23 protein-coding genes are annotated in these 26,654 nt (G+C 62.0%); 16 read left to right on the forward strand and 7 right to left on the reverse strand.

Going from position 1 to position 26,654, the window contains the following annotated elements:
- Position 1 precedes the first annotated feature (1 nt).
- Together VXM67_RS17375 and VXM67_RS17380 are read left to right on the forward strand one after the other, a co-directional pair.
- Positions 2-1,456 (forward strand): right-handed parallel beta-helix repeat-containing protein, encoded by a 1,455-nt coding sequence (locus VXM67_RS17375; protein WP_023381205.1) that lies wholly within the window; start codon positions 2-4, stop codon positions 1,454-1,456.
- Positions 1,457-1,619: 163 nt separating this feature from the next.
- A complete protein-coding gene (locus VXM67_RS17380; RefSeq protein WP_023381206.1) occupies positions 1,620-2,021 on the forward strand; it encodes a hypothetical protein in 402 nt (133 codons plus the stop codon).
- Between the two features lie 103 nt (positions 2,022-2,124).
- On the opposite strand, the gene VXM67_RS17385 is transcribed toward VXM67_RS17380, so the two are convergent.
- Positions 2,125-2,556: a GNAT family N-acetyltransferase gene (locus VXM67_RS17385; RefSeq protein WP_023381207.1), complete on the reverse strand. Its 432-nt coding sequence runs from the start codon at positions 2,554-2,556 to the stop codon at positions 2,125-2,127.
- Positions 2,546-2,932: a DUF488 domain-containing protein gene (locus VXM67_RS17390; RefSeq protein WP_027908160.1), complete on the reverse strand. Its 387-nt coding sequence runs from the start codon at positions 2,930-2,932 to the stop codon at positions 2,546-2,548. The genes VXM67_RS17385 and VXM67_RS17390 overlap by 11 nt, the downstream gene beginning before the upstream one ends.
- A 128-nt stretch (positions 2,933-3,060) precedes the next feature.
- Between VXM67_RS17390 and VXM67_RS17395 the strand changes: the two genes are divergently transcribed.
- Positions 3,061-4,677 carry an inorganic phosphate transporter gene (locus tag VXM67_RS17395; RefSeq protein WP_027908161.1) on the forward strand — a complete coding sequence of 539 codons (1,617 nt, stop codon included), beginning with the start codon at positions 3,061-3,063 and terminating at the stop codon, positions 4,675-4,677.
- 113 nt (positions 4,678-4,790) lie between these two features.
- On the opposite strand, the gene VXM67_RS17400 is transcribed toward VXM67_RS17395, so the two are convergent.
- From VXM67_RS17400 to VXM67_RS17410, 3 genes are all read right to left on the reverse strand, one after another.
- Positions 4,791-5,486, reverse strand: a complete 696-nt coding sequence (locus VXM67_RS17400; protein ID WP_023381210.1) for a glutathione S-transferase N-terminal domain-containing protein — start codon at positions 5,484-5,486, stop codon at positions 4,791-4,793.
- A gap of 73 nt (positions 5,487-5,559) precedes the next feature.
- Positions 5,560-6,057: a PaaI family thioesterase gene (locus VXM67_RS17405; protein WP_023381211.1), complete on the reverse strand. Its 498-nt coding sequence runs from the start codon at positions 6,055-6,057 to the stop codon at positions 5,560-5,562.
- 107 nt (positions 6,058-6,164) lie between these two features.
- Complete coding sequence (locus VXM67_RS17410; protein WP_027908162.1) at positions 6,165-7,547, reverse strand: amino acid permease; 1,383 nt, start codon at positions 7,545-7,547, stop codon at positions 6,165-6,167.
- A gap of 423 nt (positions 7,548-7,970) precedes the next feature.
- Between VXM67_RS17410 and VXM67_RS17415 the strand changes: the two genes are divergently transcribed.
- A complete protein-coding gene (locus VXM67_RS17415; RefSeq protein ID WP_027908163.1) occupies positions 7,971-9,221 on the forward strand; it encodes an aspartate aminotransferase family protein in 1,251 nt (416 codons plus the stop codon).
- 3 nt (positions 9,222-9,224) lie between these two features.
- Here the strand turns inward: VXM67_RS17415 and VXM67_RS17420 are convergent, their stop codons facing one another.
- Positions 9,225-9,527, reverse strand: coding sequence for a hypothetical protein (locus tag VXM67_RS17420; RefSeq protein WP_023381214.1), 303 nt, complete (start codon positions 9,525-9,527; stop codon positions 9,225-9,227).
- A gap of 207 nt (positions 9,528-9,734) precedes the next feature.
- Between VXM67_RS17420 and VXM67_RS17425 the strand changes: the two genes are divergently transcribed.
- The gene (locus tag VXM67_RS17425; protein ID WP_023381215.1) at positions 9,735-10,160 is read left to right on the forward strand and encodes a hypothetical protein; all 426 of its coding nucleotides are present in this window, start codon (positions 9,735-9,737) and stop codon (positions 10,158-10,160) included.
- 73 nt (positions 10,161-10,233) lie between these two features.
- Positions 10,234-12,348: an elongation factor G gene (fusA, locus tag VXM67_RS17430; RefSeq protein ID WP_023381216.1), complete on the forward strand. Its 2,115-nt coding sequence runs from the start codon at positions 10,234-10,236 to the stop codon at positions 12,346-12,348.
- Positions 12,349-12,459: 111 nt separating this feature from the next.
- Here the strand turns inward: fusA and VXM67_RS17435 are convergent, their stop codons facing one another.
- Positions 12,460-13,902, reverse strand: coding sequence for a SulP family inorganic anion transporter (locus VXM67_RS17435; RefSeq protein ID WP_367237241.1), 1,443 nt, complete (start codon positions 13,900-13,902; stop codon positions 12,460-12,462).
- Between the two features lie 135 nt (positions 13,903-14,037).
- Between VXM67_RS17435 and VXM67_RS17440 the strand changes: the two genes are divergently transcribed.
- The 10 genes from VXM67_RS17440 (at position 14,038) to nuoH (ending at position 26,650) form a co-directional block, all read left to right on the forward strand.
- A complete protein-coding gene (locus tag VXM67_RS17440) occupies positions 14,038-14,802 on the forward strand; it encodes a secretin N-terminal domain-containing protein (RefSeq protein WP_238346386.1) in 765 nt (254 codons plus the stop codon).
- Between the two features lie 495 nt (positions 14,803-15,297).
- Complete coding sequence (aceA, locus tag VXM67_RS17445; protein WP_023381219.1) at positions 15,298-16,623, forward strand: isocitrate lyase; 1,326 nt, start codon at positions 15,298-15,300, stop codon at positions 16,621-16,623.
- Positions 16,624-16,930: 307 nt separating this feature from the next.
- A complete protein-coding gene (locus VXM67_RS17450; RefSeq protein ID WP_367237242.1) occupies positions 16,931-17,584 on the forward strand; it encodes a lysoplasmalogenase in 654 nt (217 codons plus the stop codon).
- Between the two features lie 393 nt (positions 17,585-17,977).
- Positions 17,978-18,391, forward strand: coding sequence for an NADH-quinone oxidoreductase subunit A (locus tag VXM67_RS17455; RefSeq protein ID WP_011534614.1), 414 nt, complete (start codon positions 17,978-17,980; stop codon positions 18,389-18,391).
- Between the two features lie 10 nt (positions 18,392-18,401).
- Entirely contained in the window at positions 18,402-19,079 is a 678-nt protein-coding gene (locus VXM67_RS17460) for an NADH-quinone oxidoreductase subunit B family protein (RefSeq protein WP_023381221.1), read from the forward strand.
- Between the two features lie 79 nt (positions 19,080-19,158).
- The gene (nuoC, locus tag VXM67_RS17465) at positions 19,159-20,940 is read left to right on the forward strand and encodes an NADH-quinone oxidoreductase subunit C/D (RefSeq protein ID WP_023381222.1); all 1,782 of its coding nucleotides are present in this window, start codon (positions 19,159-19,161) and stop codon (positions 20,938-20,940) included.
- A gap of 2 nt (positions 20,941-20,942) precedes the next feature.
- Positions 20,943-21,440 (forward strand): NADH-quinone oxidoreductase subunit NuoE, encoded by a 498-nt coding sequence (gene nuoE / locus VXM67_RS17470; protein WP_003251433.1) that lies wholly within the window; start codon positions 20,943-20,945, stop codon positions 21,438-21,440.
- Entirely contained in the window at positions 21,437-22,801 is a 1,365-nt protein-coding gene (nuoF, locus tag VXM67_RS17475; RefSeq protein ID WP_023381223.1) for an NADH-quinone oxidoreductase subunit NuoF, read from the forward strand. Before nuoE ends, nuoF begins: the two co-directional genes overlap by 4 nt.
- A 130-nt stretch (positions 22,802-22,931) precedes the next feature.
- Entirely contained in the window at positions 22,932-25,646 is a 2,715-nt protein-coding gene (nuoG, locus tag VXM67_RS17480) for an NADH-quinone oxidoreductase subunit NuoG (RefSeq protein ID WP_027908167.1), read from the forward strand.
- A complete protein-coding gene (gene nuoH / locus VXM67_RS17485) occupies positions 25,643-26,650 on the forward strand; it encodes an NADH-quinone oxidoreductase subunit NuoH (RefSeq protein ID WP_023381225.1) in 1,008 nt (335 codons plus the stop codon). The genes nuoG and nuoH overlap by 4 nt, the downstream gene beginning before the upstream one ends.
- Positions 26,651-26,654 lie beyond the last annotated feature (4 nt).

The raw sequence follows: 26,654 nt of genomic DNA on the forward strand, positions 1-26,654 counted from the left end.
CATGACTGCCCTCGCCCGCTTCCCCCTCGCCTGCCTGGTCACCTTGGGCCTGGCCGGCACTGCCCAGGCCGCCAGCCAGACGCTGACGGTCAACTACACCTTGACCACACTGACCCAGGAGCAACGCACGCACAAGGTCGACCAACTGCGCCAGCAGGTGCGCGAGGCAGTGACGTTCCATCAGGCAGAACGCCCGCGCCCGGCGGGCCGCGCTAGTGTCAGTCTGCAACCGATGTTCTCGTCACAGGCCGGCAGCTGGCCCTTCGAGCCATTCGTCAACAACGGCCTGTTCCGCGCCATCGCCGGCTACCAGGCGCATCATCCTCAGGTAGTGCTGGTGCGCGCGGGCAGCATCACCCTGGCGCAGTTGCACGATGCGCTGAACGATACGCGCATCCTGAGGCGCTACAAGGACGGTTACCTGCTCAGCTACCCGCTGATGATCGGTGCCGACGCCGGGTTGGTGTTGGAGGGCACCCGCCTTTACTTGTCGAGCCATTCGGGCACAGCGCTGATCAACCAGGGATGGCTGGGGTTGAACCAGTCCAGCCTGCAAAGCCTGGCCGGTGACCGACCAGGCAACACCGACCGCGCCTGGCGGCCGTTCGTGGTGGCCTGGGCCGGCAGCCATACCCAGGTGATTGGTTCGACCCTCAAGCGCCTGGGCTACAACGCCAACCTGTCCCGCGGACTGACCACTGCCCTAAGTGCCCAGCAAGCCGCGAACACACCTGCCGCCACGGTGATCATCCGCGACAGCCACTTCAGCGAGATGTCCAGCGCGGTGGAGTTGCAGCACAGCCAGGCGACCATCACCGCCAGCCAGTTCGAAAAGTCGCAGCAATACGCCATCGACGTGCGTGACAGCCAGGTCAAACTGCAGGACAACCAGCTACGCGGCATCGACAACAACAGCGGCGTGCGCCTGCGTGGCCAGACCCGCGCCCAGGTCGATGGCAACCTCATTCTGGGTGCGGCAAAGGCGGCCATCGAAGTCAGCGAACAACAGGGCGCGGTGCTGCTGGCCGGCAATCGCATGGGTGACAGCCGAGGCAATGGCATCCAGTTACGCAACCTGGCACCCACCACCGCTGCCCCGCTGGTCGTCGAAGATAACCTGCTGGCCAGTAGCCAAGGCAGCGCGGTGGATGCCAGCGAAGTCAGCGCCTTGGCACTGCTCGACAACCGCATCGGCAATACCCAGGAGTATGCCGTCAGCCTGCGCAATGCCACACCGCTGGCAGGGCCGCTGGTACTCAGTGGCAATCGCCTGGGCCAGGTCGGCAAGGCACTGGTACGGGTCGAGGGGATGCGGGATGTCGTGATGGGCGCTAACCGTTTCGAAGGTAAGCCCTTGTTGCAGAATTTATTGATCGGGGATCTGCTGCCGGTGCAGGGGCAGTTGCTCGACGCTACGGTTCGTCAGGGGGCGACGGTGCAGGTGCAGCAACAGTGAGTCCAGGCATGTGCGGGACTTCGCCTTTTCTATGCCACCTTCAAACTCGCCCACATGAAAAGGTCACACGGCATATAAGAGCGCGCCCTATCATTTTTACCAGTACCCCTTGGATACTTCTTTCGCTACATTTAAGCCTCACTCAAAAATCGAGGACTTAACAATGAGCAATACTGATACACAATGGATCGAAGAGACAAAATGGATCGAAAACCGATTTGTTATCGAATTCAAAAGCACGGGCTTAAAATATGAAACAGACAAATTCGATTCCCACAGCACCTTGATCAAAGGCACCTTCTCTTTAGCCTCAGGCAATTATGTGGTCGCTATCGAGACGAGGACCGCAAGCTTTACCAACGGCAACTGGGTAGTCCCAGATCAACTAGATGTAACCCTTTACCCACCAAATGGCCGAGTCATAGCCACTCAAGGCGAGGTACACATTATTCAACGAGTGGGTCAAAAGGTATGGGGGAGGATCGACGTGAGCTATCCACTAGAAGACGATAAGAAAGAAACGGTCACCGGTCGATTTAAGACAACACTCCGAGTGACTGACTGATACACCAAGACGCCTTCCAATCAACCTTGGAGGCCTTCGTCTCATAACCTATCAGCGCTCTCGCTTTCACTAACGTAGCCGGCGCTTCTGCGAACCCGCTACGTTAGTCTATTTCTCGCTGCAGTTGCCAAAAACAATCCGCCTCCCCGACTTTTAGAAAGCCATGGCGCAAGTATAAGTATCGCGCCGGGTTACTCCTGAATACCATCAACCTCAACAATGGCAAATGCCGCAGCGACGCCCAGTCGGCCAGTTGCTCCAGCACACAACTCCCCACGCCCCGGCCGCGATGTTCTGGCGACAGGTGCAGTTCGCGAATGAACAGCGCCTGCCGGTCCTGGCTCAGGCTACAGAACCCCAGTACGGTATCCCCCTCCACCACTAGCCATTGCTCGCGCCAGGCCCACGCCTGGTCGAACGCTTCCTCGATCCACAGCAAGTCGAACTCGCGGTAGTACGGCAACATCGCCCGCCGCGTCAGATCGCGCGCGAACGTACGATCGGCGTCGGTCGCGGCTTTCAGTTCAATGGCCATAGCACACCGGCGAGCTTGCCGGCCCATGTCGGTCCAGTTCATCCTCCAGCCATTGCGCCAACACCCGTGCGTTGTTGTGGCGCGTGTCCTTGCCGGCATAGAGCAGAGTCAGGTCCCCCTTGGCCGCCAGGTCCAGCAAGGGGTACCAATGCTCGGGATGCGCCGCCAGCTCTTGCCGGTAGCGCTGGCTAAAAACGGCAAAATCCAGCTCACCCCGATGGAATGCCTGGCGCAGCTCGACGGAAGGCGCGACCTCGCGCAACCAGGTTCCCTGCAGGTCATCCTTGCGTTTGTTGCGCGGCCACAGGCGGTCGACCAGCACACGTTGGCCATCGCTTGCCTGCGCCGCATCGTAGACACGCTTGCAGTGAATCATGGGTTTCTCCTGCGCTGACCGTTCGTCCCTGGCCTAGCGAGTTCTTTGACAAAGATCAGTCTAGCGTCCCGAATTGTTTCTATGCTCAGGGGCCTCGGCAACTTCGCCCAACGCCAACCGGAGCCCCCATGGCAACCCCGTCACTGGCCACCCAGACGCACCTGGCCCAGCGCGACGCCCGCCCGCAATTATCCCACAAGCCTGGGCGCGCCACCCTGACCTTGTTCTTTGGCCTGCTATTGGCGGGCATCGCCTATACCGCCTGGAGCCTGAGACAGGACGTCACCGCCAGCGGTACGATCATCACCACTGTCACCCCCTTTCTGCTGCTGGGCCTGGCTTTGCTGATCGCTCTAGGCTTCGAGTTCGTCAACGGTTTCCATGACACCGCCAATGCTGTAGCCACCGTGATCTACACCCACTCTTTACCTGCGCCAGTGGCAGTGGTGTGGTCTGGGCTGTGCAACTTCCTGGGGGTGCTGCTTTCCAGTGGCGCGGTGGCCTTCGGCATCATTGCCTTGCTACCGGTGGAGCTGATACTACAGGTCGGATCTTCGGCTGGCTTCGCCATGGTGTTCGCCCTTTTGCTGGCGGCGATCATCTGGAACCTTGGCACCTGGTGGCTGGGCCTGCCGGCCTCATCGTCACATACGCTGATCGGCTCGATCATCGGCGTGGGCGTAGCCAACGCCCTGATGCATGGCCGCGATGGCACCAGTGGTATCGACTGGAGCCAAGCCAGCAAGGTCGGTTATGCCCTGCTCTTTTCCCCGCTGGTCGGTTTCGCCTGCGCGGCATTGCTCCTGCTGGCCTTGCGCGCACTGGTCAAGCGCCGGGCGCTGTACCAGGCACCGGAAGGCCAGACCCCACCGCCCTGGTGGATCCGTAGCGTGTTGATCCTGACCTGCACCGGCGTGTCCTTCGCCCATGGTTCCAATGATGGTCAGAAAGGCATGGGGCTGATCATGCTGATTCTGGTCGGCACATTGCCCATGGCGTACGCCCTGAACAAGACCATGCCGAACGAGCAGGCCTTGCAGTTCTCCGCTGTCGCTGAAGTGACGCGCCAGGCGCTGGTACGCAGCGACCCGCAGCCAGCGCCGGCCGATCCGCGCCGGGTGCTGACTGCGTTCATTGCCGAGCCCAGGACCAACCCGCAACTGGTGCCCGCCCTGGCAGCACTCACCGGTATGATCGGCGAGCAAGTCAAAGGCTATGGGTCGCTCAAGCGCGTGCCAGCCGAGGCCATGGCCAACGTGCGCAACGACATGTACCTGACCAGCGAAGCCATTCGCCTGCTCGACAAGCACCGCCTGGCCACCTTCGATGCTGCCACCCGCAGCCAGGTACAGATGTTCAAAGGCCAATTGGACGATGCCACGCGTTACATCCCGCTGTGGGTCAAGGTGGCCGTGGCCATCGCGCTAGGATTGGGCACCATGGTGGGCTGGCGGCGGATCGTGGTGACGGTGGGCGAGAAGATCGGCAAGACCCACCTCAGCTACGCCCAGGGCGCTTCGGCCGAGGTGGTGGCAATGTGCACCATCGGTGCTGCGGACATGTTCGGGCTACCGGTATCCACCACCCATGTGCTCAGTTCAGGGGTAGCCGGGACCATGGTGGCCAACGGCTCGGGCATTCAGAAACGCACCCTGATCAACCTGCTGATGGCCTGGGTGCTGACACTGCCGGCGGCCATGTTGCTGGCGGGGTGCCTGTACTGGATTCTGAGCCACGTGTTCTGAATCCGGGGCACTGGCCCCTCCCACACGGACAGCGCAGATCCTGTAGGCGGCGGCTTGCCGGCGATGACGCCGGTACAGTCAAGACGACGCCGTTACCCGTCCATTCAAATACTTCAACCCGGAATTTTCAGCCCACGCTGCACCGCTGGGCGTTCGAGGAACCGAGCCAGCGCACGCTGCACTTCCTTGAACTCATCGAACCCCACAAGCTCCCGGGCGTTGTAGCGCTCCACCAGGTTGCGCACCCAGGGGAAGATGGCGATATCGGCAATGCTGTACTCGTCCACCATCCACTGCCGCCCTTCCAGGTGTCGGTCGAGCACGCCGAGCAGGCGCTTCGATTCGTTGACGTAGCGGTCGCGAGGGCGCTTGTCTTCGTATTCCTTGCCCGCGAAGAAGTGGAAGAAGCCCACCTGGCCGAACATCGGACCAATGCCGCCCATCTGGAACATCAGCCATTGCAGGGTCTGGTAGCGGCGGGCCGGGTCGTCGCTGAGCAACTGGCCGGACTTTTCCGCCAGGTACTGCAGGATCGCCCCCGATTCGAACAGCGGCAGCGGCTGGCCGCCCGGACCGTTCGGGTCGAGAATCGCTGGGATCTTGTTGTTGGCGCTCAGGGAAACGAACTCGGGAGTGAGCTGGTCGTTGCTGTCGAAGTTGACCTTGTGCACCTCGTACGGCAGCCCGATCTCTTCCAGCATGATCGACACCTTGACGCCGTTGGGGGTGGGCAACGAATACAGTTGCAGCCGCTCAGGGTGTTTCGCGGGCCACTTTTGAGTGATCGGGAATGCGCTCAGATCGGTCATGGTCAACCTTGCCTGGGGAATGGTCCTGCCACTCTAGAGGCATCGCGGTCGGCTGACCATCATCCCGTGGCCTTCAAGCCTGTCCGTGGGCCTTGAGCTTGAGCTTGTCGGTATCGACTCGTACGAACACCGAATCAGCGGTCACTGTCAGCACATCGCCAGCCCAGACTTCACAGATCACGCGGCTCTTGCGTCCCACCTCGCCCTCTACACGCGCCTTGAGCAATAACTCCACGCCCATCGGGGTCGGCTTGAGGTAGGTGAGGTTGAGCGTGCCGGTGACGCAGTCGATGCGCGGCAAGCTGCCCGGCTCGCGACCTTCGGCACGGTAGTGATAGGCCATGGCGGTCCAGTTGGAATGGCAGTCGACCAGCATGGCCAACAGGCCACCGTAGACCAGGCCGGGCCAGCCGCTGAACGTGCTGTCAGGTGTGTGCCGGCACGACAGATGAATGCCATCGGCGTCCCAATGGCTTTGCACGTGCAGGCCGCTGGGGTGGGCGCAACCGCAGCCATAGCAGGTGCCGTCCGGCGCGGCCAGGGCTTGAAGGGAAAGGGTCTGGTCGTTCATGCGCTTCCTGTGCTTGTTGGAATGGGAAGAAATGCCTGCCTCGATGGTAACGCTCGAATCTGTCAGCGCCAATCGCAAAACGGGGGCGCACCGCGCCCCCTGGAGGATCACGCCGTCTGAGCGACTACCTTGCCCCGACGCTGGGTCAGCGACACCAGCAGGATGAACAGCGTCACCCCGGCAGTCATCAGCGTCTCGTAACGGTAGGCATCACTGAGCAGCATGTAGCCCAGGACCATGACGATGGTGCCGATCACCAGCCAGGTCAGCCATGGGAACAGCCACATCTTCAGTTCCAGCGGACGGCCTTCGCGCTCGGCACGGGCACGCATGCGCAACTGCGAGACGGCGATCACCAGGTACACCAGCAAGGCGATGGCGCCCGTGGTGGACAACAGGAAGCCGAACACCTTGCCGGGGAATACATAGTTGACGAAGCAACCCGCAAAGCCAGCCAGGGTCGAGAGAATGACCGCAACGGTTGGAACACCCGAGCCGGAGACACGCTTGGTGATGCCAAGCGCCTGGCCACGGGCCCCCAGGGAATACAGCATCCGTGACGCGGTGTAGAGGCCAGAGTTCATGCAGCTGGTCACGGCCACCAGTACCACTACGTCGACCAGTAGCTTGGCGCCCGGCACGTTGAGTACCTCCAGCACCCGCTGGAACGAACCCACTGCCTTCAGGCCCGGATCGTTCCAGGCGACCAGCGATACCACCAGGAAGATCGACGCCAGGTAGAAGATTGCGATGCGGTAAACCACCAAGTTGGTGGCGCGTCGGATCTTGTCTTTCGGATTGGCCGTCTCGTCAGCTGCAATGGTGACGATCTCGGCACCAAAGAACGAGAAGATGGTGATCAGCACGCCACCGAGCACAGTGCCGAAACCGTTGGGCATGAAGCCACCGTTGTCCCACAAGCGGCTGACACCAGACACCTCGGCCAGCGGCCAGGCGCCGAATACGGCGAGGCTGCACACCACGATGAAGGCGATGATGGCAAGCACCTTGACCAGCGCGAACCAGTACTCGAAGGCGCCGAAGTTCTTCACGCTGATCAGGTTGGTGCCCGACAGCACGACCATGATCAGGAACGCGAACAGCCATGACGGCACGCCCGGGAAATAGGCATGGAGAATATCCGCGCCGGCAATCGCCTCGACCGGGATGATCAGCACCCAGAACCACCAGTACAACCAGCCGATGGTGAAGCCCGCCCAAGGGCCGATGGCCTCGCCAGCATAGGTGGAAAACGAGCCGCTGTTAGGATTGGCGATGGCCATTTCACCCAGCATGCGCATCACCAGCAGCACCAGCAGGCCAGTCATGGCATAAGAAATGAGAATCGCCGGGCCAGCGGTGGCGATGGCATTGGAGGAACCGATGAACAGGCCTGCGCCGATGATGCCGGCAATGGAGATCATGGACACCTGACGTGAGGTCAGGCCGTGCTGCAAGGAACGCTGTTTCTTGTTGTGTAGCGAAGCCATGGAGAACCCTCGAATGGGTTGGCCGCCGCAAGGGCGGCTGAAAGTTGGAGCAGAATTCTGGTAAGTCCGTAGTGCTCGTTCTTGTTGTTGTGAAGGCGCCGGTAGCGGATATTTCCCTCCTCTTCGCACGACCGGTTGTCAACGTTGTTCCAGGCCAGTATCAATCCATCGGCGTGGGTCAACAAACGACCTTTTCGAAACACATGATTCCATTTGAGAATGAACTTCTGACGTTTCTGCTCGGTACCAGTCCACAGCGCCCAAACGGCAGATAGCACGATCCATTTCACCGTTGCCCTAAAGAGGCTAGCGAATCCGCCAGTTCACGAATCCATGGAATGATCGCAATCCAATAATTCGTTTGCGGTCTCACACCTTTGCACGCTTGGATAGGGGGAAAATTGAACAAAGGTTTGCGTGCCCATGCCTCAGGAAAGTATCAGCCAGTCCATTGCCATCGTTCATCCGATCACACTTTCCCATGGCCGCAATGCGGAAGTTTGGGACACGGACGGCAAACGTTATATCGACTTCGTCGGCGGTATCGGCGTACTCAACCTGGGCCACTGCAACCCGGCCGTGGTCGAGGCGATTCAAGCGCAGGCCGCGCGCCTGACCCACTATGCCTTCAACGCCGCCCCCCATGGGCCGTACCTGGCGCTGATGGAGCGCCTGAGCCAGTTCGTACCCGTCAGCTACCCATTGGCCGGCATGCTCACCAACAGTGGCGCGGAAGCGGCGGAGAACGCCCTCAAGGTCGCCCGCGGTGCCACAGGCAAGCGCGCCATCATCGCCTTCGACGGCGGCTTCCACGGTCGCACCCTGGCAACCCTTAACCTCAACGGCAAGGTCGCCCCTTACAAGCAACGGGTCGGTGAGCTGCCCGGCCCGGTTTATCACCTGCCCTACCCCAGCGTCGACACCGGCGTGACCTGCGAGCAGGCACTCAAGGCCATGGACCGCCTGTTCAGTGTCGAACTGGCGGTCGAAGACGTGGCTGCATTCATTTTCGAGCCGGTTCAGGGTGAAGGCGGCTTCCTCGCCCTCGACCCCGGATTCGCCCAGGCCTTGCGGCGCTTCTGCGACGAACGGGGGATCTTGATCATCATCGACGAAATTCAGTCAGGCTTCGGTCGCACCGGCCAGCGCTTTGCCTTCCCGCGACTAGGGATGGAGCCAGACCTGCTGCTGCTGGCCAAGAGCATCGCCGGCGGCATGCCGCTGGGCGCGGTGGTCGGACGGCAGGACCTGATGGCGGCCTTACCCAAAGGTGGCCTGGGCGGCACCTACTCGGGCAACCCGATTGCCTGTGCGGCGGCCCTGGCCAGCCTGGCGCAGATGACCGACGAGAACATCGCCACCTGGGGCGAGCGTCAGGAACAGGCCATCGTTCGTCGATTCGAGAAGTGGAAGGCGGCAGGTCTGGGTGGGTGCATCGGCCGCCTGACCGGCGTGGGCGCCATGCGCGGGATCGAATGCGTCGATTCCGACGGCAACCCTGCGCCAACCCGGCTGGCCAAAGTGATCGAAGCAGCCCGGGCCAAAGGCCTGCTGCTGATGCCCAGCGGCAAGGCGCGGCACATCATTCGCTTGCTGGCACCATTGACCATCGAGGCCGAAGTGCTCGAGGAAGGACTGGATATCCTCGAGCAGTGCCTGGCCGAGTTGGCCTGAGGCTTACAAGCCCAGTTCAGCGGGGGTCAGCATGTCCGACTCGAAGGCGATCCAGCCGCCTTCGAGCTCGGCATGGCCGTTGACGATAGGGCCATAGTAGGTCAGGCCATTCTCCAGGGTCACGCAAATATGCGTGGCCGATTTTTCCGGGGCCGCGAGCGTACCGACGAAATGCACCTTCTTCAGCACTTCGGTCACGGCTTCGAGACCGACACGCATGTTGGGGTTTTCCGACGCCTCGACGTCACCGCCACGATCTTCGGCGCTGACAGTGATGGTGGCGATGTACGGGTACTTGTTGCTCAAACGGGGTTACCTCGATTGATGGATGTAGGCGGGCGCGTAGAGTACGGTAGCCGTTACCGGTTGTCTCTACTGCCCGACTTCAGCACGATCTGCGGTCCAGGCGGGAACCGCTTGCCAGCGACTAGGCCAGACCTGCAACAGGTGATCTGAAGGCCCCGATCTGTTAGGGTGCCCGCCGATACATGCCCCACCACCCGAGGATTTAGCGTGAGCGCCGAACACCCCCTGATCGCCGACCTGTTCGAGGTCGACAAACGCCTGACCCTCAAGCCCGTCGTGGACTTCAACAGCTACCTGCGCAATGCTTTCGGCGAGGGCTCGTGCCGCTGCCATCGCTGCTCCGAGGGCAACGACCCAAGCACCTATAGCCACCAGCACACGTTCACCCTCGAAGGCCGCCAACTGCATCGCCGCTTCGCCAGTACCGCTGGCAGTGACGTGCTTCAAGTGCTGAAGAAAGCCTGGCTGTCCTACACCAAGGCCGACCTGCCCCCCATCGGCGTGCTGGATCTGACCACGCTCAAGACCTTCACCGAGCCCAGCCTGCACGCCCGCCTGCTGGCCCTGCTGCCTGCCAGCGGCCTGGCCCGGGAAGTCGACGGCCAGTGGATGCTGCAAGCCCAGGCCGATTGATGGCCCGGCGGTAAAGCAGGATTCTTCCGGTCTGCTACCTTGGGAGAATCCGCCCATCCGCAGGTAGTCCGTCATGGCCCGTACAACGCCCATCGAGCTGTACCGCAACATCGGCATCGTCGCCCACGTGGATGCCGGCAAGACCACCACCACCGAACGCATCCTGTTCTACACCGGGGTCAACCACAAGATGGGCGAGGTGCATGACGGCGCCGCCACCATGGACTGGATGGCCCAGGAACAAGAGCGCGGCATCACCATTACCTCGGCTGCCACCACCGCCTTCTGGCAGGGGTCGACCAAGCAGTTCGCCCACAAGTACCGCTTCAATATCATCGACACCCCCGGCCACGTCGACTTCACCATCGAAGTCGAGCGCTCGCTGCGCGTGCTCGATGGCGCGGTCGTGGTATTCAGCGGCGCCGACGGCGTCGAGCCACAGTCCGAGACGGTGTGGCGCCAGGCCAACAAGTACCATGTCCCACGCCTGGCCTACATCAACAAGATGGACCGACAGGGCGCCGACTTCCTGCGCGTGGTCAAGCAGATCGACCAGCGCCTGGGCCATCACCCGGTACCCATTCAGCTGGCCATCGGTGCTGAGGAAAACTTCATCGGCCAGGTCGACCTGGTGAAAATGAAGGCCATCTACTGGAACGAAGCCGACCAAGGCACCAGCTATCGCGAAGAGGAGATTCCGTCAGAACTCCTGCCCTTGGCCAACGAGTGGCGGGCACGCATGGTCGAAGCGGCGGCCGAGGCGGATGACGAGCTGACCATGAAGTTTCTCGAAGGCGAAGAGCTGACCACCGAAGAAATCAAGGCCGGCCTGCGCAAGCGCACGCTGAACAACGAGATCGTCCCGACCATCCTGGGTTCATCGTTCAAGAACAAGGGGGTACCGCTGATGCTCGATGCGGTCATCGACTACCTGCCCGCCCCCTCGGAAATCCCGGCGATCAAGGGCACCGATCCGAACGATGAGGAGAAGCACCTGGAACGCCATGCCGATGACAACGAACCGTTCTCGGCCCTGGCCTTCAAGATTGCCACCGACCCCTTCGTCGGCACCCTGACCTTCGCCCGGGTATATTCCGGCGTGCTCAGTTCAGGCAATGCAGTGCTCAACTCGGTCAAAGGCAAGAAAGAAAGGATCGGCCGCATGGTGCAGATGCACGCCAACCAACGCGCCGAGATCAAGGACGTCTGCGCCGGTGATATCGCGGCACTGATCGGTATGAAGGACGTCACCACCGGCGACACCCTGTGCGACATGGACAAGCCGATCATCCTTGAACGCATGGACTTCCCAGACCCGGTGATTTCCGTGGCCGTCGAGCCCAAGACCAAGGCCGACCAGGAAAAGATGGGCATCGCCCTCGGCAAACTGGCCCAGGAAGACCCTTCGTTCCGGGTCAAAACCGACGAAGAAACCGGCCAGACCATCATTTCCGGCATGGGCGAGCTGCACCTGGACATCATCGTGGACCGCATGCGCCGCGAGTTCAACGTCGAAGCCAACATCGGCAAGCCGCAGGTGGCTTACCGCGAGAAAATCCGCAATACCTGCGAGATCGAAGGCCGCTTCGTGCGCCAGTCCGGTGGGCGTGGCCAGTACGGCCATTGCTGGATCCGCTTTGCCCCAGGCGAAGAGGGCAAGGAAGGCCTCGAGTTCGTCAATGAAATCGTTGGCGGCGTGGTACCCCGTGAATACATCCCTGCCATCCAGAAAGGCATCGAGGAGCAGATGAAGAACGGTGTACTGGCCGGATACCCGCTGATCAACCTCAAGGCTGCGGTATTCGACGGCTCATACCACGACGTCGACTCCAACGAGATGGCCTACAAGATCGCCGCGTCCATGGCTACCAAGCAGTTGTCGCACAAAGGCGGCGCGGTACTGCTGGAGCCGGTGATGAAGGTCGAGGTGGTTACGCCCGAGGAGTACCAGGGCGACATTCTGGGTGACTTGAGCCGGCGCCGTGGAATGATCCAGGACGGCGACGAGACCCCTGCGGGCAAGGTCATACGGGCGGAAGTGCCTTTGGGCGAGATGTTCGGCTATGCCACCTCGATGCGCTCGATGACCCAGGGGCGGGCCAGTTTTTCGATGGAGTTCACCCGATATGCCGAGGCACCGGCGAGTATTGCCGATGGCATAGTGAAGAAGAGCCGCGGGGACTCCTGAGCCGCCGTCTCATTGCCGGGGCAGCCCAGGCAATTCGTGTGTCGTTGCTCCAACCCAGGGGCCGCGTTGCGGCCCTTTGGCGGCGCCAGGCCGCTCTCACGGGTTGGGCCGTCAGTCCTGCTCCCCAGCCCGTTTCAGCAGCTTCTTGCAACGCTCGGAAAGATGCACCACCCGCAGTTGCTTGCCCGCCTTGGCATAGCGCTCGCGCAAGGTCTTCAACGCTGCGACCGCCGAGTAGTCGACGAAGCTCAGGTGCTGGCAGTCCAGGGTCACCTTGGCCGGGTCATTGGCCGGGTCGAACTGGTTGAGGAACGGCGTGGTGGAGGCGAAGAACAACGTGCCGTGCACCTGATAGCGCTTGCCGCCCTCTCCGTCGTCATGGCTGTCGGCATTCAGCTCCCGCGCATGTTGCCAGGCGAAATTGACTGCCGCGATCACGATGCCGAACAACACTGCCATGGCCAGGTCCGTGAGCACAGTGACCACCGTCACCGCAATGATCGCCAGGACATCGCTCACCGGCACCTTGTTCAGCACCCGCAACGATGCCCAGGCGAAGGTCTGCTGGGCCACCACGAACATCACCCCGACCAGCGCCGCCAGCGGAATCCGTTCGATCAGAGGCGACAGGAACAGCACGAACAACAGGATCATGCCACCCGCCACGACGCCGGACAGTCGGCCACGGCCGTTGGAACTCAAATTGATCACCGTCTGCCCGATCATCGCGCAACCGCCCATGCCACCGCACAACCCGGAAACCATGTTGGCCGCGCCCAGGGCCACGCACTCCCGATCCGGGAAACCACGGCTCTCGGTGATTTCGTCGGTGAGGTTCAGCGTCAGCAGGGTTTCCAGCAGGCCAACCATGGCCATCAGCACGGCATAGGGGGCGACGATCTCCAGGGTGTCCAGGTTCCACGGTACATCTGGCAGGGCCAACTGCGGCAGGCCACCTGCAATGTGCGCCATGTCGCCGAGGGTGCGGGTGGGAAGATCGAGCAGGTACACCAGCAAGCCGACACCGAGAATCGCAACCAGCGCCGGCGGCACGGCGCGGGTCAACCTGGGCAAGACGTAAACCACCAGCATGGTCAGCGCCACCAGGCCGATCATCAGGTACAGCGGTGCGCCAGCGAGCCAATGTTCGCCTTGCTTGAAGTGCTCGAGCTGCGCCAGGGCGATGACGATCGCCAGACCGTTCACGAAGCCCAGCATTACCGGATAGGGCACCAGGCGTACCAGCTTGCCCAGACGCAGCGCGCCGAACAGGATCATCACCACCCCACCGAGCAGCACGGTGGCCAGCAGGTATTGCACACCATGCTGTACCACCAGGGCGACGATCACCACGGCCATCGAACCCGCTGCGCCGGAAATCATGCCAGGACGGCCACCGAACAGCGCCGTCAGGGTGCAGATGATGAAAGCACCGTACAGCCCCATCAGCGGATTGAGGTGGGCCACCAGGGCAAAGGCGATGCACTCGGGCACCAGGGCAAAAGAGGTGGTCAGGCCGGCGAGTATGTCGGCGCGGAGTCGAGCGGGCTTCATGGCAATCCTACGGCGGTGCCCTTGAGGGCGATGCAAAACACAAGGAGCGCGATGTTACGGAATTTGTCCTACAGCAGCCACCACCACGCAGAACCTGTGACCCAGACCCGGCACAACGCGAACAAATTTGCCATCATGAACATTCCACCCGCGGAGATCATGGACATGCCGCTACGCCCCCTCATTACCTCCTTGCTGATGGCCGCAAGCTTCACCACCCAGGCCGCCACCGAAGTGCTGCCGCTGCAGCATCGCAGCAGTGCCGAACTCCTGCCCACTGCCCAGTCCTTTCTCGGCAGGGACGGCACGGTCAGCGCCTTCGAGAACAAGCTGATCGTCAATGCCAGCCCCGAGCGTATCGACGACCTGCGCTCGCTGCTGCAGCAGCTGGACACAGCGCCCAAGCGCCTACTGATCAGCGTCGACAACACCGACCACAACTTCCAGGACAACCATGGCAACGCCCGAATCATCCAGTACGGCACCGCCAACCGTGAGGGTGGCATGCAGCAGATCCAGGCCAGCGAAGGCAAGGCCGCGCTGATCCAGATCGGCCAGAGCATACCGGTGACCAGCACCAGCACCGATGGTTACGGCGGCTTCCAGAGCAACACTGAATACCGCAACGTCACCCAAGGTTTCTACGTGACGCCAAGCGTGAGCGGCGACACGGTTCGTCTGCAAATCAGCACCAATAATGACCGCATCAGCCAGGAACGCGCCGATGTAGTGAAAGTTCAAAGCACCGACACGACAGTCACTGGCAAGCTCGGAGAGTGGATCACACTGGCGGGCTTCAACCAGGACAGCCAGTCCGAACGCAACCCGTCAACCCTCACTTACAGCACCCAGCGCGGCGAAAACATGACTTTGCGTGTCAAAGTCGACCTTCTGGACTGATCCCAGGCAAATCAAGGCCTCGACCAAAGGCCTTGAAACTGACCAGCAAGTCGCATTAGACCAAAGATGTAGTAAGTGGAAAAAAGCACTACAAAACATTTGACAGGCACTTTTTCCCAAGGGCATGATGGCCTCGCTCCCGCTAATCAGAGGCCCTGGCAAGGGTCTTCGAAGCGCGCTCCTCCCACCCCTGGAGGCGCTTCGTGTCCATACGGCCCACAAGGCGGTTCGACGGGATTGCGACTGCAACGAAGAAGTTGTCCCGAGGGACGGAAGCGCATCACCGCAGTCACCCGGCAAGCCATGTCGCACCGCAGCAAGGCATCCACGAGCCAACCTGCCCGCCGCACCTTGCCCACGCTGCAGCCCCCTTCCTCTTCGAGCCTTCCTCGTCAGCCGCGCAATCCCCGCCGAGCAGGACCGCCGCCAGGCTTCTGATCGCTGCCCGAGCATCAGCACAATTACCCCAAGATCGATGCGACGAGGTTTATTTCCATGGCACTGACACGCGAACAGCAAATTGCAGCCCTCGAGAAAGACTGGGCCGAGAACCCGCGCTGGAAAGGCGTGACCCGTACCTACACCGCCGCTGATGTCGTTCGCCTGCGTGGCTCCCTGCAACCGGAGCACACCCTGGCCCGCCTGGGTGCAGAAAAACTGTGGAAGCTGGTCACCGAAGGTGCCCACCCCTCTTTCCGCCCAGAAAAAGATTTCGTCAACTGCATGGGCGCCCTGACCGGCGGCCAGGCAGTGCAACAGGTAAAAGCAGGCATCCAGGCCATTTACCTGTCCGGCTGGCAAGTAGCCGCCGACAACAACTCGGCCGAGTCGATGTACCCTGACCAATCGCTGTACCCGGTCGACTCGGTACCGACCGTGGTCAAGCGCATCAACAACGCCTTCCGTCGCGCCGACCAGATCCAGTGGAAAGCCGGCAAGAACCCAGGCGACGACGGCTACATCGACTACTTCGCACCCATCGTAGCTGACGCCGAAGCCGGTTTCGGCGGCGTACTGAACGCCTACGAGCTGATGAAGAACATGATCGAGGCAGGCGCTGCCGGCGTTCACTTCGAAGACCAGCTAGCCTCGGTGAAGAAGTGCGGTCACATGGGTGGCAAGGTACTGGTACCAACCCAGGAAGCCGTACAGAAGCTGGTTGCCGCACGTCTGGCCGCCGACGTTTCGGGCGTACCGACCATCATCCTGGCCCGTACCGACGCCAACGCCGCTGACCTGTTGACCAGCGACTGCGACCCGTACGACCAGCCGTTCGTGATCGGCGAGCGCACCCGTGAAGGCTTCTATAAGGTCCGTGCCGGCCTCGACCAAGCCATCGCTCGCGGCCTGGCCTATGCGCCTTACGCCGACCTGATCTGGTGCGAAACCGCCAAGCCAGACCTGGAAGAAGCGCGCCGCTTCGCCGAAGCGATCAAGAAGGAGTACCCGGACCAGATCCTGTCGTACAACTGCTCGCCTTCCTTCAACTGGAAGAAGAACCTGGACGACGCGACCATCGCCAAGTTCCAGCGCGAACTGTCGGCCATGGGCTACAAGCACCAGTTCATCACCCTGGCCGGTATCCACAACATGTGGCACGGCATGTTCAACCTGGCGCACGACTACGCCCGCAACGACATGACGGCCTACGTGAAGCTGCAGGAGCAGGAATTCGCCGACGCCAGCAAAGGCTACACCTTCGTCGCGCACCAGCAGGAAGTGGGCACTGGCTACTTCGACGACATGACCACCGTGATTCAGGGTGGCGCTTCGTCGGTGACTGCACTGACCGGTTCGACCGAGGAAGAGCAGTTCCACTGATAGTGGGTTGCCGCTGAATAAAGCCCGGGGCTTGTGAAAGCCCCGGGCTTTTGTTTTTGCCTGCACCGGCCTTGGTTATTGCGGTGTTGCGTAGATCGGTCGCGCGCCTGTCACAGGCGTTATTGGCCGTAAACAAACGTAGGAGCGAGCCTTGCTCGCGATGCGCCGCGCGGGCGGCGCTCGATCTCACAGGCGCTGCCTCCCGTTCGCCATACCCATGCCCCACACCCCAAACACCCCACAAGCATCACCCACAAACCCCCAAAACAGGTCTATGCTTGAGGCAGCCCAGCCGCAAGGACCGCTCATGCCTCGTCCAAGCCACCTGATGATGCTCGCCCTGATCGCCGCCGCCCTCTATATATGTGCACTGGCCAGCGACAACACCCTGCTCGCCCTGCTGGCCAAACCGATACCCGTGCTGACCCTGATCGCCTGGCTACGTAGCGCTCCTGCCACACCTTATCGCCGCCGAATCACCTTGGGCCTGGCATTCTCGATACTCGGAGACATCCTGCTGGCCATTCCCGCCGACCTGTTCGTGTTCGGCCTGGTCGCATTTCTTTGTGCCCACCTGGCCTACCTGCGCGCCTATTGCGGCCAAACCTTGCGCCCCGCCCTAGCCACTCTCCTGTTCAGCGCCCTCACCGGCATCACCCTGTTCGGCGTGCTCGCCAACCACGGCCTGGGCTCGCTGCTGATCCCGGTTGCGTTCTACGCCCTGGCCATCAGCACCATGCTCTGGCGCGCCCTGGCCTGCGGTGGCCTGGCCGCGCTCGGTGCTGGCCTGTTCGTGTTCTCCGACAGCCTGATCGGCATCGACCGCTTCGTTAGCCCGTCTGCCGCCGCACCGTACCTGATCATCCTCACCTACTGGCTCGGCCAATGGGCGATCGCCTCATCTGTCGGCCATCGCCCAACCGACAAAGTATTGACCCAGAGCGGTGCAAGCGGCGCTTGAAGCTGCTAGAACAAGCGTTTTTCGCATTTGCAAGTAGGGGGAATCGCCCAATGAACTTTACCAGGCGCAGAACAGCCAAATTACAGGGTAACAGTTCAAATGATATCAATTATCATTTCGAAGTTTGTGATTCGTTACCAGCCGCAAGAAACATAATTAACAAAACCGCATGCAATGCCCGAATTTCAAGGCTTTCAGCCAGTTACGAACGCTTGTTGTTCTTAATCCTACGAATAAATTTGCCACAGAAATTTTACTTGCATCGGGTTTACCCATAAAATCAGCCCGATTGATTCAGCTGCGACATTTGGTCACTGCACCTGCGACGCCAAGTCGCCGCTCTACTTAATTTCAGACTGCAGAGCTGGGTCTCTGTGTATAAGGATTTCTAGCATGTCCGATTCGGCAGGACTCATCGCCCACAACTGGGGCTTTGCCATCTTCCTTCTGGGTGTCGTCGGCCTGTGTGCCTTCATGCTCGGCCTGTCCAGCCTGCTCGGTAGCAAGGCCTGGGGTCGCGCCAAGAACGAACCCTTCGAATCCGGTATGCTGCCCGTCGGCAGCGCCCGTCTGCGCCTGTCCGCCAAATTCTATCTGGTCGCGATGCTGTTCGTGATCTTCGATATCGAAGCCCTATTCCTGTATGCATGGTCTGTGTCCGTCCGCGAAAGCGGCTGGACCGGATTCGTCGAAGCACTCGTTTTCATAGCAATTCTGTTGGCTGGTCTTGTCTACCTATGGCGCGTCGGGGCACTTGATTGGGCTCCCGAAGGTCGCCGCAAGCGGCAAGCGAAGCTGAAACAATGAGGCTTTGGCAATGCAATACAATCTCACCAGAATCGATCCGGATGCGCCCAACGAGCAGTACCCGGTCGGTGAACGGGAAACCGTCACCGATCAACTGCTAGAGGACCAGGTCCACAAGAACATCTTCATGGGCAAGCTTGAAGATGTGCTGCGTGGCGCGGTCAACTGGGGTCGCAAGAACTCCCTCTGGCCGTACAACTTCGGCCTGTCCTGCTGCTACGTGGAAATGACCACGGCCTTCACGGCACCCCATGACATCGCCCGCTTCGGCGCCGAAGTCATCCGGGCCTCGCCGCGTCAGGCCGACTTCATGGTCGTCGCCGGTACCTGCTTCATCAAGATGGCGCCGATCATCCAACGCCTGTACGAGCAGATGCTCGAGCCCAAGTGGGTCATCTCCATGGGTTCGTGCGCCAACTCCGGTGGCATGTACGACATCTACTCGGTCGTTCAGGGGGTCGACAAGTTCCTCCCCGTTGACGTGTACGTGCCTGGCTGCCCGCCGCGCCCCGAAGCATTCCTGCAAGGCTTGATGCTGCTGCAGGAGTCGATCGGCCAGGAGCGACGCCCACTTTCCTGGGTCGTTGGTGATCAAGGCATTTACCGTGCCGAGATGCCCGCCCAGAAAGACCTGCGTCGCGAACAGCGTATCGCGGTAACCAACCTGCGCAGCCCCGACGAAGTCTGATCCAGCGACCTGCCGCCCGCTCCCGAAGGAGCCGGCGGCCTGGCTTCATTCTCTACGTTGACTCAAAGCGACCGAGACCATGACAGCGGACACCGCTATTTACATTCCGCCTTACAAGGCTGACGACCAGGATGTGGTCGTCGAACTGCACAACCGTTTTGGCGCCGACGCATTCGTCGCCCAGGAAACCCGCACCGGCATGCCGGTCCTGTGGGTGAACCGTGCCCAACTCAAAGAAGTCCTGACCTTCCTGCGCAACGTCGCCAAGCCGTACAGCATGCTGTACGACCTGCACGGCGTCGACGAGCGCCTGCGCACCCAGCGCCGTGGCCTGCCGGCCGCCGACTTCAGCGTGTTCTACCACCTGCTGTCGGTGGAACGTAACAGCGACGTGATGATCAAGGTCTCGCTCAGCGAAGGCGACCTCAACCTGCCGTCGGTCACCAGCATCTGGCCCAACGCCAACTGGTACGAGCGCGAAGTCTGGGACATGTTCGGCATCGACTTTGCCGGCCACCCGCACCTGTCGCGTATCCTCATGCCGCCGACCTGGGAAGGTCACCCGCTGCGCAAGGACTTCCCGGCCCGTGCCACCGAATTTGACCCGTACAGCCTGAACCTGGCCAAGCAACAGCTTGAAGAGGAATCGGCGCGCTTCAACCCGGAAGCGTGGGGCATGAAGCGTCACGGCGCCAATGAGGACTACATGTTCCTCAACCTCGGCCCGAACCACCCTTCGGCACACGGTGCCTTCCGTATCGTCCTGCAACTGGACGGCGAAGAAATCGTCGACTGCGTACCGGACATCGGCTACCACCACCGTGGCGCCGAGAAGATGGCCGAGCGCCAGTCCTGGCACAGCTTCATCCCCTATACCGACCGTATCGACTACCTCGGCGGGGTGATGAACAACCTGCCGTACGTACTGGCGGTAGAGAAGCTGGCTGGCATCAAGGTGCCACAGAAAGTCGACACCATCCGCGTGATGCTGGCCGAATTCTTCCGTATCACCAGCCACCTGCTGTTCCTGGGTACGTACATCCAGGACGTCGGCGCCATGACCCCGGTGTTCTTCACCTTCACCGACCGTCAACGCGCCTACACCGTGATCGAGGCAATCACCGGCTTCCGTCTGCACCCGGCCTGGTACCGTATCGGTGGCGTCGCCCACGACCTGCCGCGCGGCTGGGACAAACTGGTCAAGGACTTCGTCGAATGGCTGCCCAAGCGCCTGGACGAATACGAGAAGGCCGCCCTCCAGAACAGCATCCTGCGTGGTCGTACCATCGGCGTTGCCGCCTATAACACCAAGGAAGCTTTGGAGTGGGGCACGACCGGTGCCGGCCTGCGTGCCACCGGTTGCAACTTCGACCTGCGCAAAGCCCGCCCCTACTCCGGCTACGAGAACTTCGAGTTCGAAGTACCGCTGGCCCACAACGGCGATGCCTACGATCGCTGCATGGTCCGTGTCGAGGAGATGCGCCAGAGTATCCGCATCATCGACCAGTGCCTGCGCAACATGCCGGAAGGCCCGTACAAGGCGGATCATCCGCTGACCACGCCGCCACCGAAAGAGCGCACCCTGCAGCACATCGAGACCCTGATCACTCACTTCCTGCAAGTCTCGTGGGGCCCGGTCATGCCGGCCAACGAGTCGTTCCAGATGATCGAGGCGACCAAGGGCATCAACAGTTACTACCTGACGAGCGATGGCGGCACCATGAGCTACCGCACCCGGATCCGTACCCCGAGCTATCCGCACCTGCAGCAGATCCCTTCGGTGATCAAAGGCAGCATGGTCGCCGACCTCATTGCGTACCTGGGCAGTATCGACTTCGTTATGGCTGACGTGGACCGCTAAGCATGAACAGCACGCTTATCCAGACTGACCGTTTCGCCCTGAGCGAAACCGAGCGCTCGGCCATCGAGCACGAGATGCATCACTACGAGGACCCGCGCGCGGCGTCCATCGAAGCCCTGAAGATCGTCCAGAAGGAACGTGGCTGGGTGCCGGACGGTGCCATCCACGCGATCGGCGAAGTGCTGGGCATCCCGGCCAGCGACGTGGAAGGTGTAGCCACCTTCTACAGCCAGATCTTCCGCCAACCGGTCGGCCGCCACATCATCCGCGTCTGCGACAGCATGGTCTGCTACATCGGCGGTCATGAGTCGGTGGTCAGCCAGATCCAGAGCGAGCTGGGCATCGGCCTGGGCCAGACCACCGCCGACGGCCGCTTCACTCTGCTGCCCGTGTGCTGCCTGGGCAATTGCGACAAGGCCCCGGCGCTGATGATCGACGACGACACCTTCGGCGACGTTCAGCCGGCTGGCGTTTCCAAACTGCTGGAGGGTTACGTATGACCATTACTTCCTTCGGCCCGGCCAACCGTATCGCACGTTCGGCCGAAACCCACCCGCTGACCTGGCGTCTGCGTGACGACGGCGAGCCGATCTGGCTGGACGAGTACCAGGCCAAGAACGGCTATGCCGCTGCCCGCAAAGCGCTGGCAGAAATGTCCGCCGACGACATCGTGCAAAGTGTCAAGGACTCCGGCCTCAAGGGCCGGGGCGGCGCAGGCTTCCCCACTGGCGTGAAGTGGGGCCTGATGCCCAAAGACGAATCCATGAACATCCGCTACCTGCTGTGCAACGCGGACGAAATGGAGCCCAACACCTGGAAGGACCGCATGCTGATGGAGCAACAGCCCCATCTGCTGGTCGAGGGCATGCTGATCAGCGCCCGCGCCCTGAAGGCCTACCGCGGCTACATCTTCCTGCGTGGCGAGTACACCACCGCGGCGAAGAACCTCAACCGCGCCATCGAGGAAGCCAAGGCCGCCGGCCTGCTGGGCAAGAACATCCTCGGTTCGGGCTTCGACTTCGAGCTGTTCGTGCACACCGGTGCCGGTCGCTACATCTGCGGTGAAGAAACCGCACTGATCAACTCGCTGGAAGGCCGCCGCGCCAACCCGCGCTCCAAGCCGCCCTTCCCTGCCGCCGTTGGCGTGTGGGGCAAGCCGACTTGCGTGAACAACGTCGAGACCCTGTGCAACGTTCCGGCGATCGTCGCCAACGGCAACGACTGGTACAAGTCGCTGGCCCGTGAAGGCAGCGAAGACCACGGCACCAAGCTGATGGGCTTCTCTGGCAAGGTGAAGAACCCCGGCCTGTGGGAACTGCCGTTCGGCGTCACTGCCCGTGAGCTGTTCGAGGACTACGCCGGGGGCATGCGCGACGGTTACAAGCTCAAGTGCTGGCAACCAGGCGGTGCCGGTACCGGTTTCCTGCTGCCCGAGCACCTCGATGCGCAGATGTACGCCGGCGGCATCGCCAAGGTAGGCACCCGTATGGGTACCGGTCTGGCCATGGCGGTCGACGACAGCATCAACATGGTCTCGCTGCTGCGCAACATGGAAGAGTTCTTCGCCCGCGAGTCCTGCGGCTGGTGCACCCCCTGCCGTGACGGCCTGCCGTGGAGCGTGAAGATGCTGCGCGCGCTGGAAAAAGGCCAGGGCCGCGCCGAAGACATCGAGACCCTGCTGGGGCTGGTCAACTTCCTCGGCCCGGGCCGCACCTTCTGTGCCCACGCACCGGGTGCCGTCGAGCCATTGGGCAGTGCCATCAAATACTTCCGCTCGGAATTCGAGGCCGGTGTCGCTCCAGCAAGCGCTGCCGACGCCCTGCGCCCGAACCTGGCGAAGCCGATTGTGGTCGGCGCATAACAAGATGAAACGCGGGTGGTCCGTGCCACCCGCTGGCCTTGCAGGCACGCGCAGTCCTGACGCGAGCCGCGGGCCCACCGATTTCCATTAGCCACGCCTGCTCACGCGGGCCAACGAAGAACTTTGAACCATGGCCACTATCCACGTAGACGGCAAAGCGCTCGAAGTCAACGGTGCAGACAACCTGTTACAGGCCTGTCTGTCGCTCGGCCTCGACATCCCTTATTTCTGCTGGCACCCGGCGCTCGGTAGCGTCGGCGCCTGCCGGCAATGTGCGGTCAAGCAGTACACCGACGAAAACGACACCCGTGGTCGTATCGTCATGTCCTGCATGACCCCTGCCTCCGACGGCACCTGGATCTCCATCGACGATGAAGAGTCCAAGGCGTTTCGCGCCAGCGTCGTCGAGTGGCTGATGACCAACCACCCGCACGACTGCCCGGTGTGCGAGGAAGGCGGTCACTGCCACCTGCAGGACATGACGGTAATGACCGGCCACAACGAGCGCCGCTACCGTTTCACCAAGCGTACCCACCAGAACCAGGACCTCGGCCCGTTCATCGCCCACGAGATGAACCGCTGCATCGCCTGCTACCGCTGCGTGCGCTACTACAAGGACTACGCAGGCGGCACCGACCTGGGCGTGTACGGCGCCCACGACAACGTGTACTTCGGTCGCGTTGAAGACGGCGTGCTGGAAAGCGAGTTCTCCGGCAACCTGACCGAGGTCTGCCCGACCGGTGTGTTCACCGACAAGACCCACTCCGAGCGCTACAACCGCAAGTGGGACATGCAGTTCGCCCCGAGCATCTGCCACGGTTGCTCCAGCGGCTGCAACATCAGCCCGGGCGAGCGCTATGGCGAACTGCGTCGGGTCGAGAACCGCTTCAACGGCTCCGTCAACCAGTACTTCCTGTGCGACCGTGGCCGCTTCGGCTACGGCTATGTCAACCGCAAGGACCGTCCCCGCCAGCCATTGCTGGCCGATGGCACCAAGCTGAGCCTGGACGCAGCCCTGGACAAGGCCGCCGACCTGCTGCGCGGCCGTACCATCGTCGGCATCGGCTCGCCACGCGCCAGCCTGGAAAGCAACTACGGGCTGCGTGAGCTGGTCGGCGCCGACTACTTCTACTCGGGTATGGAAGCGGGTGAACTGGCTCGCGTACGCCTGGCCCTGAACGTGCTGAACAACAGCCCGCTGCCAGTGCCGACCCTGCGCGACATCGAAGACCACGACGCAGTGTTCGTGCTCGGTGAAGACCTGACCCAGACCGCCGCCCGTGTTGCCCTGGCCGTTCGCCAGGCCACCAAGGGCAAGGCCGAAGCCATGGCCGAGGCCATGAAAGTGCAGCCTTGGCTGGATGCTGCTGTGAAGAACATCGGCCAGCACGCGCTGTACCCGCTGTTCATCGCTTCGCTGGCTGAAACCAAGCTGGACGACGTCGCCGAAGAGTGCGTGCATGCCGCCCCGGCCGACCTGGCCCGCATCGGCTTCGCCGTTGCCCACGCCATCGACCCGAGCGCACCAGCCGTCGCCGGTCTGGACCAGGAAGCACAAGCCCTGGCCCAGCGCATCGCCGACGCCCTGGTCGCGGCCAAGCGTCCACTGGTGGTCGCGGGTACCTCGCTGGCCGACCCGGCGCTGATCGAAGCCGCCGCCAACATCGCCAAGGCCCTGAAGCTGCGCGAGAAGAACGGCTCGCTGAGCCTGGTGGTGCCCGAGGCCAATAGCCTGGGCATGGCGATGATGGGCGGTGAGTCCGTCGACGCTGCCCTGGATGCCGTCATCAGCGGCAAGGCCGATGCCATCGTGGTCCTGGAAAACGACCTGTACACCCGCGTACCGGCCGCAAAGGTCGATGCCGCCCTGGCCGCCGCCAAGGTGGTCATCGTTGCCGACCACTCCAAGACCGCCACCGTCGACCGCGCCCACCTGGTACTGCCAGCGGCCTCGTTCGCCGAAGGCGACGGCACCCTGGTCAGCCAGGAAGGCCGTGCCCAGCGTTTCTTCCAGGTGTTCGACCCGCAGTACCTGGACAGCAGCATCCAGATCCACGAAGGCTGGCGCTGGATGCACGCCCTGCGTGCCACCCTGCTGAACAAGCCGGTCGACTGGACCCAACTGGACCACGTCACCAGCGCCTGCGCCGAAGCCGCGCCGCAATTGGCCGGCATCGTCAACGCCGCACCTTCGGCCGCATTCCGCATCAAGGGCATGAAGCTGGCGCGTGAGCCGCTGCGCTACTCGGGCCGTACCGCCATGCGCGCCAACATCAGCGTGCATGAGCCACGTACCCCGCAGGACAAGGACACCGCGTTCGCCTTCTCCATGGAAGGCTATTCGGGGTCGGCCGAACCGCGCCAACAGGTGCCGTTCGCCTGGTCGCCGGGCTGGAACTCGCCGCAAGCCTGGAACAAGTTCCAGGACGAGGTCGGTGGCCACCTGCGCGCGGGTGACCCTGGCGTACGCCTGATCGAGCCGCAAGGTGACAAGCTCAACTGGTTCACCACCATTCCGGGCGCCTTCAATCCGGCCCGTGGTACCTGGACCGCAGTACCGTTCTTCCACCTGTTCGGCAGCGAGGAAAGCTCGTCGCGCGCCGCCCCGGTGCAGGAGCGTATCCCAGCTGCCTACGTGGCCCTGGCCAAGTCCGAAGCCGATCGCCTGGGCGTCAACGAAGGCGCGCTGCTGAGCCTGACCGTTGCCGGTGTTTCGCTGCGCCTGCCGCTGCGTATCAATGAAGAACTGGGCGCTGGCCTGGTTGCCCTGCCCAAAGGCCTGGCCGGCATCCCGCCTGCCATCTTCGGTGCATCCGTCGAAGGTCTGCAGGAGGCAGCACAATGAGCTGGTTCACCCCCGAAGTGATCGATGTGATCCTCACCGTGGTCCGGGCCATCGTGGTCCTGCTCGCGGTGGTGGTCTGCGGCGCGCTGCTCAGCTTCGTCGAGCGTCGCCTGCTGGGCTGGTGGCAGGACCGTTACGGTCCTAACCGTGTCGGCCCGTTCGGCATGTTCCAGATCGCCGCCGACATGCTGAAGATGTTCTTCAAGGAAGACTGGAACCCGCCCTTCGTCGATCGCATGATCTTCACCCTGGCGCCGGTCGTGGCCATGAGTGCCCTGCTGATCGCCTTCGTGGTCATCCCGATCACCCCGCTGTGGGGCGTGGCGGACCTGAACATCGGCCTGCTGTTCTTCTTCGCCATGGCCGGGCTTTCGGTGTATGCCGTACTGTTCGCCGGCTGGTCGTCGAACAACAAGTACGCCCTGCTGGGCAGCTTGCGTGCGTCGGCACAGACCGTGTCGTACGAAGTGTTCCTGGGTCTGGCGCTGATGGGCGTGGTGGTTCAGGTAGGTTCGTTCAACATGCGCGACATCGTTGAATACCAGGCCCAGAACCTGTGGTTCATCATTCCGCAGTTCTTCGGCTTCTGCACCTTCTTCATCGCTGGCGTCGCCGTGACCCACCGTCACCCGTTCGACCAGCCGGAAGCGGAACAGGAACTGGCCGACGGCTACCACATCGAATATGCCGGCATGAAATGGGGCATGTTCTTCGTCGGTGAGTACATCGGCATCATCCTGATCTCGGCACTGCTGGTGACCCTGTTCTTCGGCGGCTGGCACGGCCCATTCGGCCTGCTGCCACAGGTTCCATTCCTGTGGTTCGCCCTGAAGACCGCGTTCTTCATCATGCTGTTCATCCTGCTGCGCGCTTCGATTCCGCGCCCGCGCTATGACCAGGTGATGGACTTCAGCTGGAAGTTCTGCCTGCCGCTGACCCTGATCAATTTGCTGGTGACCGCTGCGATCGTGCTCTACAACACGCCAGCCGTCGCGGCCCAGTGAGGAT

This window comes from Pseudomonas sp. Rh2 (genome assembly GCF_040762985.1).
In the GTDB taxonomy this organism is placed as follows: domain Bacteria; phylum Pseudomonadota; class Gammaproteobacteria; order Pseudomonadales; family Pseudomonadaceae; genus Aquipseudomonas; species Aquipseudomonas taiwanensis.

Excerpts from the sequence above, each read along its gene's own strand:
- VXM67_RS17395 (WP_027908161.1), top strand. The coding sequence starts at position 3,061 with ATGGCAACCCCGTCACTGGCCACCCAGACGCACCTGGCCCAGCGCGAC.
- VXM67_RS17410 (WP_027908162.1), bottom strand. The coding sequence starts at position 7,547 with ATGGCTTCGCTACACAACAAGAAACAGCGTTCCTTGCAGCACGGCCTG.
- nuoG (WP_027908167.1), top strand. The coding sequence starts at position 22,932 with ATGGCCACTATCCACGTAGACGGCAAAGCGCTCGAAGTCAACGGTGCA.
- nuoF (WP_023381223.1), top strand. The coding sequence starts at position 21,437 with ATGACCATTACTTCCTTCGGCCCGGCCAACCGTATCGCACGTTCGGCC.
- VXM67_RS17375 (WP_023381205.1), top strand. The coding sequence starts at position 2 with ATGACTGCCCTCGCCCGCTTCCCCCTCGCCTGCCTGGTCACCTTGGGC.
- nuoC (WP_023381222.1), top strand. The coding sequence starts at position 19,159 with ATGACAGCGGACACCGCTATTTACATTCCGCCTTACAAGGCTGACGAC.
- VXM67_RS17390 (WP_027908160.1), bottom strand. The coding sequence starts at position 2,932 with ATGATTCACTGCAAGCGTGTCTACGATGCGGCGCAGGCAAGCGATGGC.
- VXM67_RS17385 (WP_023381207.1), bottom strand. The coding sequence starts at position 2,556 with ATGGCCATTGAACTGAAAGCCGCGACCGACGCCGATCGTACGTTCGCG.
- VXM67_RS17405 (WP_023381211.1), bottom strand. The coding sequence starts at position 6,057 with ATGAACGACCAGACCCTTTCCCTTCAAGCCCTGGCCGCGCCGGACGGC.
- VXM67_RS17455 (WP_011534614.1), top strand. The coding sequence starts at position 17,978 with ATGTCCGATTCGGCAGGACTCATCGCCCACAACTGGGGCTTTGCCATC.
- nuoH (WP_023381225.1), top strand. The coding sequence starts at position 25,643 with ATGAGCTGGTTCACCCCCGAAGTGATCGATGTGATCCTCACCGTGGTC.
- VXM67_RS17450 (WP_367237242.1), top strand. The coding sequence starts at position 16,931 with ATGCCTCGTCCAAGCCACCTGATGATGCTCGCCCTGATCGCCGCCGCC.
- VXM67_RS17435 (WP_367237241.1), bottom strand. The coding sequence starts at position 13,902 with ATGAAGCCCGCTCGACTCCGCGCCGACATACTCGCCGGCCTGACCACC.
- aceA (WP_023381219.1), top strand. The coding sequence starts at position 15,298 with ATGGCACTGACACGCGAACAGCAAATTGCAGCCCTCGAGAAAGACTGG.
- VXM67_RS17400 (WP_023381210.1), bottom strand. The coding sequence starts at position 5,486 with ATGACCGATCTGAGCGCATTCCCGATCACTCAAAAGTGGCCCGCGAAA.
- VXM67_RS17415 (WP_027908163.1), top strand. The coding sequence starts at position 7,971 with ATGCCTCAGGAAAGTATCAGCCAGTCCATTGCCATCGTTCATCCGATC.
- VXM67_RS17440 (WP_238346386.1), top strand. The coding sequence starts at position 14,038 with ATGAACATTCCACCCGCGGAGATCATGGACATGCCGCTACGCCCCCTC.
- VXM67_RS17380 (WP_023381206.1), top strand. The coding sequence starts at position 1,620 with ATGAGCAATACTGATACACAATGGATCGAAGAGACAAAATGGATCGAA.
- VXM67_RS17460 (WP_023381221.1), top strand. The coding sequence starts at position 18,402 with ATGCAATACAATCTCACCAGAATCGATCCGGATGCGCCCAACGAGCAG.
- fusA (WP_023381216.1), top strand. The coding sequence starts at position 10,234 with ATGGCCCGTACAACGCCCATCGAGCTGTACCGCAACATCGGCATCGTC.
- nuoE (WP_003251433.1), top strand. The coding sequence starts at position 20,943 with ATGAACAGCACGCTTATCCAGACTGACCGTTTCGCCCTGAGCGAAACC.